Raw genomic sequence first — 14,757 nt, 5'->3', positions numbered from 1 at the left:
CCCCTATATAATTACTACAGAATCCTCATCTGGAGAAACAATAAATTTCTCATCCCATCTGCAATCATGATTAATTAACAAACAATTTTTATTGTTTATCTTAATACTGTTACAAGAATAAGTTAGTATAGAATCACTAACTTGCATTATTCTTTGCGTCAGTTCATTTATAAATAGTGATTCTCCTATATTTATTGAATTTATATAGCTTATAATTTTTTCTCTTACAGACACTCTTATAGACTGTTTCTCTATTTCATCCACATATGAAGAAAAAACTAAATCTATATTTAACTTTAGATATTTAAAATTAGGTAACTTTACTACAACCTTTTCTCCAAATGATGTTATATCTAATAATGCTTTTTTTACACTTGAAAGCAATTCTTCATCACCTATATTTTCAGCTATTGGCACAATAGTCATACTGCCTGGACCATGAGAGTATCTTTTTAATATTACATCTTTTACACCTTCTATACTTAAAACGGCTAATCTTATTGAAGTTTCATTTGCCTTAGCCAAAGTTAATGTTTGATGAGTAATTCTTTTTCGGTAATCTTCATCTGATTCTTCAAATAATCTTTTGCATCCCACTAATAAACCTATAGCATTTAAAAATTTGCCTGTAGCTGTAGTTACAAAAGCTTGAAGATGGCTCATTGTAAGTACATCATAAAATTCTGATATATTTTTATTTATTATGTCAGAAAAAAGTTTAGCTATAGAACCAGGGCTTGTGTCAAACCCAATTTTATTTAACTCAACTTCTGTTTCTTTAACCAGAGATTCAAAATTTTTATTGTGTATTAATATCATACTTGATTTTCACCCCACTAACTATGTCAATTTCCATGTTAATAACAATCGGATTGTTATTTCTTCTTTCTTTTATGAAAATTAATAATTCTATCTTATTTCTGTGTATTTTAGGTATAAAAAACAAATTATTTTCTCCAACCAACCTGTCATAAAATAATGCATTCTCAATAGATGCTATAATTGAATCTAGCGTATCTTTATTATTTAGTTTTCCTAAAAATTTTTCTATATCTGAACCTATATAGTCCACATTAAACCAATCTTTTGTTACAGATTTTATTCTACAAATACATTTTTGTCTAAGTAAATCATCTGAATTTAAATACAACAAATTATTGGAATTATTATCATATATAAGTTCTCCACTATCTGTTATGCAAAAATCAAACATTTTTATCTACTCCATTTATTTCTATCTTTTTTGTATCAATAACTATCTCACTTCCAGATAAAATAATTTTATCTTCAGCACATATATTTATATTATTTGAGATTATTGACCAGTTTTCTGATTTAGTAGAAAAATCTCCAAAAACTTCTATAGTTTTATTTTCAGCATTTATCCTTAATCCAACATTAGTTGCTGTAAATATGTCTATACTGCTATCATCTCTTAATTTTACAATTGAAGATTTCTTAGGATGATATATACCAACTTCCTTACCTGCAAAACTTCCTTTTTCTTCTATTTTTTCTAAAACACTATCAATAGGATTTTTATCCATAAAATCTTTATATTTTGATTTATCTTTATTATCATAATCTAACCAAGTCTCACTCATTTTCTTAGTTATTTCTCTTGAGTCTCTCTTTATATTTGATAACAGACATCCATCTCTAATGTGAGTTTTTCTTTTTCTTGATAGATGTTGGTGAGACTCATTTGCTATTCCTGTTATCTTAGGCTGAAATACAGAGCCATTATTAAATTGTATATAGACTTTATCATCTTTTTCTAATGGTAATAGATGAACTCCTTCCCCTATATTTTGAAAAGGTACGTTTGAAAAAACTGCACTATTACCTTTTACATTCTCTATATATATATCTGCTGTATTTTTATGCCTATTAAAATCTATGACTTTTCCTATAGAAGTTGTAAATATTGTATTTGAATATGGATCTATGATGTTATCTATTAATTTATCTTTGAGCTTCACATAATCCCCCCTACTTTAGATTAAACTTCATATATGAATTAGACTTTATATAATGGATATGTAATTATAGTGTTTTTATAATTAAACATTTCATATTGTGTAGTAAGCATATTATTTAGATTTTCATAATTATATAATCTTGTCCGTTTAAATTTATCAGTTGTATCGTTTAGATTTGCTAATCTTTCATTATTTAATATATTTGATACAGAAAATAATGCTTTATTGCATGATTTTAGTACATTACTCATACCGCTATATTTTAATGAATTTGTAGTTAACAAACCTGGAGTAATTGATGTTGTAAATCCAGTTTTCATATTTAGTGAATGTGTTACTTTCTTTGCTAAACATACACCTACCATTCCTCCAAACAAATCATTAATTGCTATTAAATCATATACATTTATTTGCGGTTTTCCTGTAATAATCAACTCGCCATCGTAAGCTTCTTTCCATGAGTTTTGAATTTCTGATATACAATTTCTTATGGCCATATGTCTATTATTTGCATATAATTCTCTGTATTTTAAAGTTTTATCCTCTAAGTTAGAAAATACATTAAAATTTTGTATTCTTGAATTGTCTAATACTTTAAGCTTTTGGTTTGACCATTTTATATTGCTATCACTTATTATAAAAGGTGTAGATTCTAAATTACCTAATACATTATAGATTCCTCTTACATTTGTTATTAAATTATTATTATCTATAATTATATTATTATCTATAATTGAGTCATAAAAATCTACTATATGCATTTGTGAAAAAACCTTAGAGTACTCATATATATCATTTTTTATATTATTTATATTAAATTTATACATCCAAATAGGTAAACCAAAAAACAATCTATGTTCAAATAAAAATGGTCTTGGATATACTACAAATTCAGGCATAGATTTTTCACTCATTTTACATATATCCCATATCTTTTTACCTATTGGTAAAAACTCATAAATCGATTCTCCCGTATAATCAATATTCTGAATATCATTGAAGTATATTCCTTTATAAGTACTTAAATATATATTTTTAGATATGTCATTTTGAATTGTTCTGTAAGTTCCTATAGAGTTAGAATCGTACATACCAAAATGCTCTACACCGTATTTACTCTTAAGATTTTTTTCATTACATTCAACGTTTTGGTATTCTATTTTTAAATTTCTCTTACTTATTAAATCTAATATTATATTACTTGCATCTTTTTTTAAATCTATATTATCATCTGAAAAATTCATTTTTTCATCTAGATATTTATCTGTAAGCTCTATACCATCTGATTTTGCTTCTATTAATATATTATCTTTTGAGATATTTATTTCAACTATAGTTCCATTAAATACAACTGGATATTTTGAAGGATTTGAACCATACCCCATACGAATATGTACTCTGGTTCCTTCTTTTAAAACTTTTTGACTGTCTAATTTATTTCTCTTTTCTACTATATCTAAATCAATTTCAGATTTTGAATCTATTTTATATTCCTCTGAACATTTTGATGATATAGGTTGATTTTTATTAAATATATTTAAAACATCATTTTTTATATAATTATTATCATCTAAATTTTTCTTATTATTAAAATCATTAGAAATGATTACTTTTGCACTTGATATGGGAGAATCAACATTTTGTGATATTTTTATATCTACAACAGATTTGTATATATAGTAGTTTGTCCAACTTTTTTTCCCCTCTAAAAAGCCTATATCTTCATCACATAACATAAATATAAAGTTTGGAAATGCTCTAGTAAATGTACCTTTTTGTGAATATAAAAATTCATCCACTAACATATTTTCTACAACTGTACTTGGATTATTCTCAGGAAGTTTTTTAAAGGATTGCTTTGGTTTTACTTGTTCAATATTAAATTTTCCAATCTCATTACCATGTATTTTATTAAAATTTTCATTCTTAAATATTAAATTTTCATCAGAAGGTAGCTCTTTTCTAAATTCGTTCTCCAATTTATTTATATCTTGAGGTTCATATCCATATTTATATTCTGGTTCTATAACTGTATCTGATTTAATATTTTCTAGTTGTACATTAACTTTATTAAATTCAAATTTATCAGGATATATAATATAAAAATCTGGTTCTACAAAACCATTATATTTTTCATTTTCTTCTATTTTATTCATAACAATATCTGTTCTAGGATATTTTATAAGAGATGTTTGTTTAACTCCATTTTTAAATCTAAAATCTCTTATATTTTGTATAGCATTGTCTATTTCGTAATATTTTGGTAAATTTAGAGTTGGATACATTTCTAAATACATAATTTTCTTGTTAACACAAATATCTTGCATAGTTTTCCTATCTATACCTCTAGATGTACAATCTATAAAATCCTCTTTTGTACCTAATCTACCCTCAGGAATTTCATTATATTCATATCCATTTGTTTCCTTAACTTCATCGAATGGTCTAAATCCTATTGGTTTAGTCTTTTGGATTTTATCTATATCATAACTTCTACATTTAATAGTTATATTGTATAGTCCAGAAAATCCTAAAACAGTATCTACTTGAACATCTTTTATCATTATGTATTCTGTGCCAGTCAAATTAACAAGTTCATTTTCCACTTTTATAATATCTATATTTTCATTTTCAAAATTTCTATTTTTATTATTTAATTTGTTGAATTTTTTTATTATACTCTCATCACTAGTTTTAAATACAAACACAAAGTCAATTTTATCAAATCCCATGTATTGTTTTGTTGGTATTTCACCATTATTTAGTTTTATGTTAGAAAATATATTATTTAAATTAAAATTGATATATGTAAGATACACATTTTCTTTATCACTTAATATTTCATCAAAATAAATTTTATTTGTTGTTGTGGTTTTGCTCTTTATTTTATTGGAATCTATATTTTTTGAGTGTAATTTTTTAAATGTAAATTTACCAGTAAAGTTTACTGACTTTATCTTATTAATCCTCGATAAATTAGAATTTTCAAGATTTTTTTGAGTATAAAATCTATACAAATCCCAATCTATATGGTTATCTAATGAGACATAATCTTTATTAAAATAAGGATTTACATTAAGCTCTTCCATAATTATTTTAATTCTTAGACTCTCAGAAAAACCTTCTACAGTTTCAACTGACATACTTTTTAAGGCCACATTATTTATACCATTTGCATTATTCACAACTTTACATTCAATTGGAACAAATGGAGTATATTTAAATTGACAAATTAAATTTCTTAATCCATCTACATAATATTTGAAATCAAATGGTGATTCCACCTTATATCCATTAACTTGATTTATACCATTTGTCATTAAGTTTACAAATATTTCTCTTCTTATATTCTGTTTTTTAGATTGTCCTATATTTGCAAATCTATTTTCATTAAAACTTTCACCATCATTGGTAGAAGTTACACTTATATATTCTGGAGGTATTTCAAAACAGCAATCTCCTATTCTAAAAATATTATCAACATTGTCTTTATATTTGAGTCTATGTTCATACTGAATATATTCATAATAACTTAAAGGTTTATATTTATTACTTAAGTTTCTAAGTGTTGCTTCTTTATATAGCATATTAACTATTTCTTGACTATCTCTATCTGTTATTTCCTGAGCAATAGCTCCATAATATGATTGATTTGAACTTTTATTAGACTCATTACCCATAAATTCACCCTCTTTAGCTCATAAATACTTTTATAAATTCATAAAATGATTTTAGATATTATGCTTTCAATTTCATCGCTTGTTATATCTTTTCTATCATCTTGTATTGTAGTTCTTATATTTAAATTTTTTATATTTTTAAATAATTTTTTTATAATCTTTTCACCATAATCTATATTAACATCTAAAGGGGATTGAGCAGATATTTTCATATTTAATGCTTTATCATTGTTTATCAAAATATCATCTTCTATTATGTTATCTTTACTTTCTGAATTATAATATTCGTCATTTAATTTAGATTTAATATTATTAAAAACTACCTTAGCTTTTATTCCTCTTCCTAATAAAAAGTTTTCATATTCTTCATAAAATTTTTCTTCAATATTATTTATACTATTCATGTATAATATCTCCAATCATTTTTAACATCTTTATTTTAAGTTTTTCAAGTCTGTTTTCATAAAAATTTAAATCTATATTTGAATCTTTTCCACCTAAAATATAATTTATATCAATATTTTTATATCCTGCTCTATTTAAAATATCTCTTATTTCTAAATGAATCTTTGATATGTTGTTATAATCTTTTAAACTTTCGTCGATATAAAAATCATTTATTTTAGAATTAATTCTATAATTACCATTTTTAAAGTCATCTTCATTTTCAGTATAATCTTTATTCTTATCTTTTTTATATATTGAATAAGTAATATTATCTTTATTATTTTTATTCCCTATATTCAAAACATTTGAGCCTATATATTTAGTTTCTATATTTAGTTTTTGTATATTTTTATTCTCTATCACTTTTAGTTTATCTGGAGTGTCCCATTTTGTATTTATAAATTTATTAGAATCTAGATGATAGTATTTAGGTCTTATATAATTAATTTTGAGGTTTTTCTTGTTTAAACTTTTTATCTTATTTTGACTATTCATATATTCTTTATTAGATTTATTATTTAAATAGTCTTTGTCATATTCAAGATTTACATCTACACCTCTTAGTTTAAGAATATATTCAGACTTAGCTGTCATATCCATAAGCTTCTCATAATCCCAATTACATATTTCTTTAAAAGAAATATCTGGAAATGCTGCTTTTACAAATAGCTTACTTTGTTCTAAAAAAGTATTAAGTTTTCCTCTACTTTCCTCAAAACAATTTACTATTGAACTTTCATCTAAAATATGAGATTCATAAATTAGTTTTTTAGAAATTTCATCTGTTAATCCTGCCACTGAACTTTTTGAAAAAATAAATTCCTTAGGATATATTAATGCAGATTGACATATAAAATCATTAAATTCTTCGTATGTATTAGAAATAATACTAGCTTTCATATATATATTTAGATTAATCAATTTAAATATATATTCATGTGTGCCAAATTTGATATGAATTAATTTTTTATAACCCATTTTTTCTTTTATATTTATAATATCTTGTATTGAAAGCATTCTATATTACCTCTATTACAAAATCTTTTGTAAAACCTGACTTCTCCATAATAACTTCAGAATATGAAGTTGCTAATCCTGCCTTAGACTTATCTTTCCAATCATAGTTTTCTGGCCATAATGTCACAGTTTGGCATATAATTTCTTCACGTTCTAAAGTATCAATATTTTGAAGAGACAATAACTGCTTATATTCAAATCTATTAATAGTTCTAAATATAAACCTTTTTTTTAAAATATCAATCATATATATATCATAATCAGACCATTTCTTTTTCCATGTTTGTAATTGAATTGTCCCTGGTCCATCTTTAAATAATGGTGTATCTTCTAACGCTAAATCTTTCAGTTTTTCATTTTTACTGCCATCATTAAAAACATCTGCATATAAATCAATTTCATCTATATTTTTTCCATATTGAGATTCTAAATCCAACTTAGCCTGTTTTGCCAATAAATCTATTTTTTTTTCATCATAATTCATTTAATCTCCTCCAAACACTATTTAATTGTTAATTTCAATTACATCTTTTGCTATAAATTCATAAACATCGTATACAGGATTTCCTGTTGTATCTATTTCTTGACTTACTGATATAGGTGATACTCCAATAATTTTTCGATATTTTTCTTTTTTGTCTCCATATATAAGACTTATAGAAAACTTACTCTTTTTAAGTGTATTTATATTATTAGGATTAAAAGAAAGTTGATAGTCTGAATCTTCTAAGTCAAACTTTTGCTTATTCTCTCCATAATAACAATCATCTATTAAAGCATCAATCAAATTATAATCACATTCTACTTCATCATATATAAAAGAATTTATAGCTTTTAGATTACAAGGCGATTTATATTGATTCTCTTCTTGTTTATCTTTAATACAGATTTCTTTTTCACTATTCTTCAAAATAATTATATTATAATTGGAATATAATTTTCTAAATATCAAACTCCAGGTCTTCTTACACAATCTTCCAGTTGGTATTATCTTATGTTCTTTTTGAAAAACCTTAATCATATCATATGTACACACACAATAATAACCATATTTTAATTCACTAAAGCTTCGTTCCTCATACATATATCCCATATATACTAAAGCTGTTTGAACAGAATGTACTCTAATATCATATTTGCTACCAAAATTAACATAGAACAGAGATTTATCATAAAGAAATGAGACATCATTGTCATATACATTACATTGATTTTTATATAAGACATTGTCATATTCTCCATATATACATTTATCATTTAGATTTCTTAAATCATATCCATATATCCAATCTGGTATAGATATTTTTTCTTCTTTATTTGAAATAGGCTCATCACAAGTATTTATATTTTGTTCTAAAGAATTAGAGAAATTTTTTAAAGCATTGCTGACAGGGATTTTTATATAACCTAATACTATCCTATTTCCAATAGCTATATTATCAAATGTATTAGATGTATATCCATAAATAGGTTTACTTTGTTCTTTGACATAAAATTTTATTGCAGATATTTGTTTATTATGTTTTCCATTTATATAAATCAATACATCCGAACTACCATAAAACTCTTCTTTATATGTACTATAATCTCTCCTTTTTTTATTTACATCATCAAAGTTTAAATTTGTCATATTTAACGCCTTTCAAATTGCTTTTTTTAGAATATTCATATCCTTCAATCGTAAAATCATAATAGAATACTGAATTTGAGTATATATTTGAATTACTTATATTATTTGATACTGTTTTATGAGTTTCTAAATCTGCAAAATCCTTCAAATCCATTGCTACAAAGTGAATTATATTTTTTATAAAAACATCCTCAATAGAAATAATTTGACTATCATTGGTAATATCTATTCCATATATCATCATTTGTGTGGCATATTTGTATTCATTTAAAGATACTATCATCACATCAAATAAGGGCAATTCATCTGAACTAATCTTTTTTTTATTAGATAAAATTGAAACTTTATTTGTCAAATCACTTATTAGATTCTGATTTATTAAAGTAAAATCCATTTTCCCAGAAATCATCTTAGGTCCTCGAGTATATCCAGATACATGTGTACTTCCTATTGATGCTACTGGCTTTTTATTTCTTTGAATTAAGTAGGATATACTTGTCAAGTTACCTAAAAGAATTGGCTTAGATTCTGGAAATAAAATAAATGCGAGAGAATCTGTACTTGAGAATGCTTTGTAAAAAGTATTATCTAAATCCATTTTATTTACCTCTCTTTTTATTTATATTTAGAAAAAACCCATATAGTTTTTAAATACACAAAATATACTTACAAAGATTTAACTACATGGGTTTTTTAATTTTATGATTTATTTTTATTTTTCATCTTTTGAGTATACACCTTGTATAAGTGGTGATATTTTTCTAGCTCTATAATTTAGCTTTTTCTCTAAGACGATTGTATCAATAGATACCTCACTAGATTCATCTACTATATCAACATCATATATCTTTTGAAATGCACATTGACCTTGTTCATTTCCAAATGTCATTGTTATATCAAATGGTGGCAAAGAATCTAAATAAACTATTCTATTATCTCTTATCGGACTAAATCCATTAGGTACTTTAAAGTTTTCATCACTTACTCTAGAATTATTTTCATTATACTTAGACTTACTATTCATATTCATAGCATCTTGTGCTGTAACATTCCACTTCAACATTTCTACTGCATTTATAAAATTTTCCTCTTCAGTTATAGCTAAAGTTCCTGAAGTTGTAAATACTGTAGATTCTGATGATTTTAAAATGCTTTTCATAGATTTAATTAGAGAATCTTGGTCAAACATAGCAAATACTAATGACCCTTTAATCTCTCTTTTTCCACTTGAAAAACTTCGTGCATCTGGACTTCCTAATGTATATACTGGCTTTTTTCACGTTCTATACTCCATGATATTTTTTGTAATTCTCCAATAACCTGATTTGCAAAGCTTACAATTAAATCAGCTCCAGAAAATGCTGTTAGTGTGTTTATATTCGTGCTTGCCATAGTGATATCTCCTAACCATTAAATCTAAATGGATATTTTCTTCCATTTTATTTTTTTAAACCTACTATAGTGGTTATTTTTCTAAGTTCTTGTGGTGCTACTATACCAACTTCTAGCTTAGCCTGTCCTAATATTAAATCTTGTTGCGTTGCTATTAGGTTAAAACTATAATCTAGTATAGCTCCTTGTAATAGTAATGTATCTAATCTCTTTGCAATTGTTGCACTTAATGCATTTCTCTGCTCTATTGTATTTGCTTCCCCTATAAATGGGTCTGCTACTTCTCTTATATTATCAGTTACTGCTCTCATAACCTTTAATGTAGATAATTTTGAGTATACACTATCTTTCTTTGCGGATGTTGGAGCATCCACTACAAAAACCTTATTTAAACAAGTTCTGCTATTTAATTTTTTAGAATTGAATGAAACAAATTTATTCCCTGTTATATCATTTAATTGTGCATTTGAAAAAGAGTACTTTAATGATTTTACACCACTTAATATCTTATTTGTTGGAGATGAATATGGTAAGATATTCGTATTTAAAGCAGCATAAAGCACTGCCGCATTTCCTTCTCTAAGTGAACTTACCTTATGTTCAACTATAGGTGTAGGCCCTGCAACCACTGATATAAACTTTCCAAGGTCTATACAATTTCCCTGTCCATCAGTAATTATAGAGCCTTTATCATCTTTCATTAAAAACTCATTATTATATTGTGTTAAATATTTAGAGTGTAATTGAACACCTGACAAAGAGGTGTCTTTTAATGGCTTCATTGATATCACGCCATATGTAGATTTATTTCTATAAGATAAGACTGCACAAAATAAAGCAAGTTCATATGCAAAATTTTGATGTCTGTCAAATAGTTTATCATCAGCATAAACACCTAAGGGTACTATCCAATCTACATTATAATTTTCAAGCAACTGATAAGCACCTTGTTTTACTATATATCCATTTCTATCCCTTTCTCCTGATAATGCCTTAAACATATCTTCTTTATTCATGTCTAAACCATTAGAGCCTCCTATAAAATATGTAGCTGATTTTATCAAGTCTTTTGTTAGTACTTCTGGTGTATCTGTTTCTGCAAAATATGTTGTTTGTAAAGTATTTATTGCATCTACTAACTCTCCAAAGGTTATGTAGTCAAGAGTTGACAATATCAATGGTTCTTCACCAATACTCATTTTAGATTCTGGCTTAATTATTTTTACATATTTTCCTATATAATTGCCAAAAGTATCTCTCAAATCTTCTACTTTCACTTGACCTAAATTATATATATCTCCAGCAAACCTAGATTTTAATCTTATTTTTCTTTCTATATTTTCTTTAAATGGCATATAATAACTTACTGATACTACTTGCCCCATTTCAAAACATTCTTTTTTAAGAGTTATAGTCTTTGATTTTTTATCTATTGAAAAAGAGTTCAAATCGAGTACTTTACTTCCACCAACATATAATATAAGTGTTTCATCTACTGGAGTATTGCTTAAAAGTAGTTTTTGAGTTGTTGTAGCTGTCATAAAAATATTTCCATCTAATTGAGTTTCTATATCTTCTCCAACAACTTCTACCCTATAACCAACAGCTACTTTTTCTCCTTCACTTAAAGATGGCATTGTTATAACATTATCATTCATTTCAATGTCATCCTCTATAGGTTTACCATCATAAGTAGCTACTATAGCAGCTCCATTTGGTATATTGGATAGAAAAATTTTTTTATCTTTATTTAAAGTTAAATATTCTGGTTTCTGCTCAACCCAATATCTATAACTATAAGATACTGAAACAGGTACTCCTGCATCACAAGCATTTTTTTCTATTGATATACTTTTTGTAGATTCATTATATGTAAATCCAGATAATAGCTCAATTCCTTTTACATACACTCTAATCGAACTTGGAACAATTCCTTTTCCACTTAGTTTTATATCAGTTTTCTCACAACCTTGAATAATGGATAAATCCTCATCTATTTTTTTATTTCTTTCAACCACTTGTGATGGTGCACTTATATTTGATGTTGAACATGTACCAGATATTCTCATCACTCTTATATCTTGGCATCCAGCCTCTCTAGCTTGCTTATATGAGTGAACTAATGTTGCACCATTTGGAATTCCATTTAAATTAATATCTGAGCCAAATAGTAATTCTATAGAAGAATCATCTATAGCTACTGGCTCCATTACTGGTCCATCAACTGCTGTACCAAGTAACAACATGCTATCAGTATTGTATTCATCTGAGCTAAATCTAAGTGCAGAACCACCATCTTTAAATTCAACTAACATTCCTGGAAGATTAGGATACAAATTTCCTAAATTTGCCATAAAGGTTTTCCTCCTCTAAATCTTGTAGATTTTACAGATTTTATACCAAGTAAAATTCACATTATTCTTGGTTAAATTCTATCCTGTATAGAAAATTTCATTTCTATACTTTTTAGTTTATTAACATTTAAAGTCTTTACTTTCTCTAATCGTATAAAATATTCAGATATTTTGACTGAAATATTTTTATCAAAACCTATGTTATCTTCAGTCGACATCTCCTTTAAAAAGAAAATCTCTCCAAGACCTTTTTTCTTTAGAAATCCTGTATAAGACACTATTATATCTTCGAAATCTTCCATGAGTTTTCTACATTCTCTTTGTGTTTTAGTTAGAAATCTAAATTCTAATATACAATCAAAACTTTGTCTATATACTTTAATGACCTTACCTGTTTTTTCTTTATTTTCATTTGATTCATCTATTACATCAGTCAACATTGGTTTATGACTTTTTCCTTTAGATGTTTCTCTTAATTTTACAATATAATTTATTTGTGGAAGTATAATTTTATTTGCTTCATCTTTTTTTATTGTGTCAAAGGAAATTGCTCCCCAATTATCCTCTAATTCTACATTTAAAATGTCTCCTAATATTTCTTCCATTTTTTCAAAATTATCAATATATTCTTCAGTTGTAAGTATATTTTTATTATTTTGCATAAATTCCATATCCATTTTTTCACCTACCTATACTCAATCCACTATAGGTTTTAACATACTCTAACATATATACTGTCTTTAAACTTAAATCTAAAAATAATTCTCCTGACTTATGTTTAAACAATTCATTTATTATATATTCACTTATAATTTCTTTATCTATTAATTCATCTAACAATTGTGTTAAGTTTTCTTTTAAATATCCAGATGATAGCAAAGCATCCATATTTTCACCTATGTATGAATACATCATTTTTTTTATATAGCACATAGTCAATTGAATCATTCTTACATTACATAGATACTTATATTCTGTATGCTCACTCATTGTAATTCCGTTTGATACAACTACTCTTCTAAGTAACTGACTGAATCTAAATGATACATATCCAAGCTCATTCATTTTTTCTATTGTTAAAATATCAAAAGTATTAAATAATGAAAATGACTCTGGAATTTCTTTATTTGTAGTATTTTCTATTATGTTTAAACTGGCTATAAGAGGAGCATATACAATACTTGCATTTACAATATTAGTACCATATGTGGTATATATGTCACCAGCTACTACACTTATCAATTGTTCATAATTTTTATCAAACTTTGACACTTCATTTATTTTTTTAAAATATTCTAATCTACCAATATATTCTTTCTCATCTATCCAAATCTCATTAGTTGGATTAAGACCAATTACACCATGAGTTATAATACCTGTTTTCATTTGTACTATGCAGAAATTAAGTAATTGTTCATAAAAAGTTACGTATCTTTCTCCATTTTTCAGAGTTAGATATTCTCTAGTTAGGTCATAATATTTATCTATTTTTTCTATATCATCTGTAAATGTATCATCATAGTATACTCCTAAAGGCATAATAATATCTATGTCAAGCCCTTCCAAAATAGTGTATGTGCTATCTAAATTATTGTACATTGTGTTTTTATTGCAATCTAATCCACTATATCCTCCACTAAGTTTGTATATACTTTGATTTACTTCACTTATAGATTCCTTTGTTTCTATATAAGAATCACAATAAATACTACAAATTATCATCCCTTTTAGTTTTTGAGAATCTTTATTTATAGCTTCTGATAGGTCATATAGTGTAGGATAATTTTTATATGGATATTTTAATACATAATCCCCTAAACTTTTTGGATAGATTACCTGCAAATCATCCTGATTTACTATTATTTCTATATCATTATATATTTCATTCGCATACTTTGATTTAATATGTATACAGTTTTTTATTACTTCACCATTAGTACATTTTACATCTAAAAAAACTTCTGCATGTGCTCCTGTAACTTTGCATAGATAAACTTTACAGTCTAATTTAGATTCTTTTATAATTTTATATGCTTTAACTAAAGAGCCTGTTTTTCCAAATTTTGAATTCATATGAGAAATTGAGTTTATTTTTATTGGAGTGTTTACTGGTCCAAATTCTGAAGTTCCTAATAGATAAATATTTTTACCATAAAATTCATGTTCATTAAATAGCTTTTTTGATGTGTCCATATTTATTTAATTCCTTTTAAGCATCTTTATTTGTTATGATTCTTTAAGATTAGTTGAATACA

The 14,757-nt window shown here is 25.6% G+C and carries 14 protein-coding genes; all 14 read right to left on the bottom strand.

Annotated features, from left to right (window positions below; all coding sequences use genetic code 11):
* Positions 1-3 precede the first annotated feature (3 nt).
* A complete protein-coding gene (locus tag Q3223_RS03230) occupies positions 4-819 on the bottom strand; it encodes a baseplate J/gp47 family protein (RefSeq protein ID WP_169469966.1) in 816 nt (271 codons plus the stop codon).
* On the bottom strand, positions 800-1,213 hold the full coding sequence (locus Q3223_RS03225; protein ID WP_054270754.1) for a hypothetical protein: 414 nt from the start codon (positions 1,211-1,213) through the stop codon (positions 800-802). Before Q3223_RS03225 ends, Q3223_RS03230 begins: the two co-directional genes overlap by 20 nt.
* A complete protein-coding gene (locus Q3223_RS03220) occupies positions 1,206-1,982 on the bottom strand; it encodes a hypothetical protein (RefSeq protein ID WP_407811621.1) in 777 nt (258 codons plus the stop codon). The genes Q3223_RS03225 and Q3223_RS03220 overlap by 8 nt, the downstream gene beginning before the upstream one ends.
* A 38-nt stretch (positions 1,983-2,020) precedes the next feature.
* The gene (locus Q3223_RS03215) at positions 2,021-5,662 is read right to left on the bottom strand and encodes a hypothetical protein (RefSeq protein WP_407811619.1); all 3,642 of its coding nucleotides are present in this window, start codon (positions 5,660-5,662) and stop codon (positions 2,021-2,023) included.
* A gap of 38 nt (positions 5,663-5,700) precedes the next feature.
* On the bottom strand, positions 5,701-6,066 hold the full coding sequence (locus Q3223_RS03210; RefSeq protein WP_407811617.1) for a hypothetical protein: 366 nt from the start codon (positions 6,064-6,066) through the stop codon (positions 5,701-5,703).
* The gene (locus tag Q3223_RS03205) at positions 6,059-7,126 is read right to left on the bottom strand and encodes a hypothetical protein (protein WP_407811615.1); all 1,068 of its coding nucleotides are present in this window, start codon (positions 7,124-7,126) and stop codon (positions 6,059-6,061) included. Before Q3223_RS03205 ends, Q3223_RS03210 begins: the two co-directional genes overlap by 8 nt.
* 1 nt (position 7,127) lies before the next feature.
* Positions 7,128-7,610: a hypothetical protein gene (locus Q3223_RS03200; RefSeq protein ID WP_054270797.1), complete on the bottom strand. Its 483-nt coding sequence runs from the start codon at positions 7,608-7,610 to the stop codon at positions 7,128-7,130.
* Positions 7,611-7,631: 21 nt separating this feature from the next.
* Positions 7,632-8,756, bottom strand: a complete 1,125-nt coding sequence (locus Q3223_RS03195; protein ID WP_054270798.1) for a hypothetical protein — start codon at positions 8,754-8,756, stop codon at positions 7,632-7,634.
* Positions 8,737-9,354 (bottom strand): hypothetical protein, encoded by a 618-nt coding sequence (locus Q3223_RS03190; RefSeq protein ID WP_407811613.1) that lies wholly within the window; start codon positions 9,352-9,354, stop codon positions 8,737-8,739. The genes Q3223_RS03195 and Q3223_RS03190 overlap by 20 nt, the downstream gene beginning before the upstream one ends.
* Positions 9,355-9,468: 114 nt before the next feature.
* Positions 9,469-9,945: a hypothetical protein gene (locus Q3223_RS03185; RefSeq protein WP_407811611.1), complete on the bottom strand. Its 477-nt coding sequence runs from the start codon at positions 9,943-9,945 to the stop codon at positions 9,469-9,471.
* Between the two features lie 65 nt (positions 9,946-10,010).
* Positions 10,011-10,148: a hypothetical protein gene (locus tag Q3223_RS03180; RefSeq protein WP_407811609.1), complete on the bottom strand. Its 138-nt coding sequence runs from the start codon at positions 10,146-10,148 to the stop codon at positions 10,011-10,013.
* A 47-nt stretch (positions 10,149-10,195) separates the two neighbouring features.
* Positions 10,196-12,502 (bottom strand): phage tail protein, encoded by a 2,307-nt coding sequence (locus Q3223_RS03175; protein ID WP_284182078.1) that lies wholly within the window; start codon positions 12,500-12,502, stop codon positions 10,196-10,198.
* A gap of 71 nt (positions 12,503-12,573) precedes the next feature.
* On the bottom strand, positions 12,574-13,179 hold the full coding sequence (locus Q3223_RS03170) for a hypothetical protein (RefSeq protein ID WP_054270802.1): 606 nt from the start codon (positions 13,177-13,179) through the stop codon (positions 12,574-12,576).
* A 4-nt stretch (positions 13,180-13,183) separates the two neighbouring features.
* Positions 13,184-14,695 (bottom strand): hypothetical protein, encoded by a 1,512-nt coding sequence (locus Q3223_RS03165; protein ID WP_284182079.1) that lies wholly within the window; start codon positions 14,693-14,695, stop codon positions 13,184-13,186.
* Positions 14,696-14,757: the final 62 nt, after the last annotated feature.

Origin of the sequence: Clostridioides sp. GD02367, assembly GCF_045900275.1 — a bacterium.
GTDB lineage: Bacteria > Bacillota > Clostridia > Peptostreptococcales > Peptostreptococcaceae > Clostridioides > Clostridioides difficile_A.
This window is presented reverse-complemented; position numbering and strand designations above follow the sequence as displayed.

Coding starts and splice junctions, on each gene's coding strand:
- Q3223_RS03230 (WP_169469966.1), bottom strand. CDS start 819: ATGATATTAATACACAATAAAAATTTTGAATCTCTGGTTAAAGAAACA.
- Q3223_RS03225 (WP_054270754.1), bottom strand. CDS start 1,213: ATGTTTGATTTTTGCATAACAGATAGTGGAGAACTTATATATGATAAT.
- Q3223_RS03215 (WP_407811619.1), bottom strand. CDS start 5,662: ATGGGTAATGAGTCTAATAAAAGTTCAAATCAATCATATTATGGAGCT.
- Q3223_RS03210 (WP_407811617.1), bottom strand. CDS start 6,066: ATGAATAGTATAAATAATATTGAAGAAAAATTTTATGAAGAATATGAA.
- Q3223_RS03205 (WP_407811615.1), bottom strand. CDS start 7,126: ATGCTTTCAATACAAGATATTATAAATATAAAAGAAAAAATGGGTTAT.
- Q3223_RS03200 (WP_054270797.1), bottom strand. CDS start 7,610: ATGAATTATGATGAAAAAAAAATAGATTTATTGGCAAAACAGGCTAAG.
- Q3223_RS03195 (WP_054270798.1), bottom strand. CDS start 8,756: ATGACAAATTTAAACTTTGATGATGTAAATAAAAAAAGGAGAGATTAT.
- Q3223_RS03190 (WP_407811613.1), bottom strand. CDS start 9,354: ATGGATTTAGATAATACTTTTTACAAAGCATTCTCAAGTACAGATTCT.
- Q3223_RS03185 (WP_407811611.1), bottom strand. CDS start 9,945: ATGTTTGACCAAGATTCTCTAATTAAATCTATGAAAAGCATTTTAAAA.
- Q3223_RS03180 (WP_407811609.1), bottom strand. CDS start 10,148: ATGGCAAGCACGAATATAAACACACTAACAGCATTTTCTGGAGCTGAT.
- Q3223_RS03175 (WP_284182078.1), bottom strand. CDS start 12,502: ATGGCAAATTTAGGAAATTTGTATCCTAATCTTCCAGGAATGTTAGTT.
- Q3223_RS03170 (WP_054270802.1), bottom strand. CDS start 13,179: ATGGATATGGAATTTATGCAAAATAATAAAAATATACTTACAACTGAA.
- Q3223_RS03165 (WP_284182079.1), bottom strand. CDS start 14,695: ATGGACACATCAAAAAAGCTATTTAATGAACATGAATTTTATGGTAAA.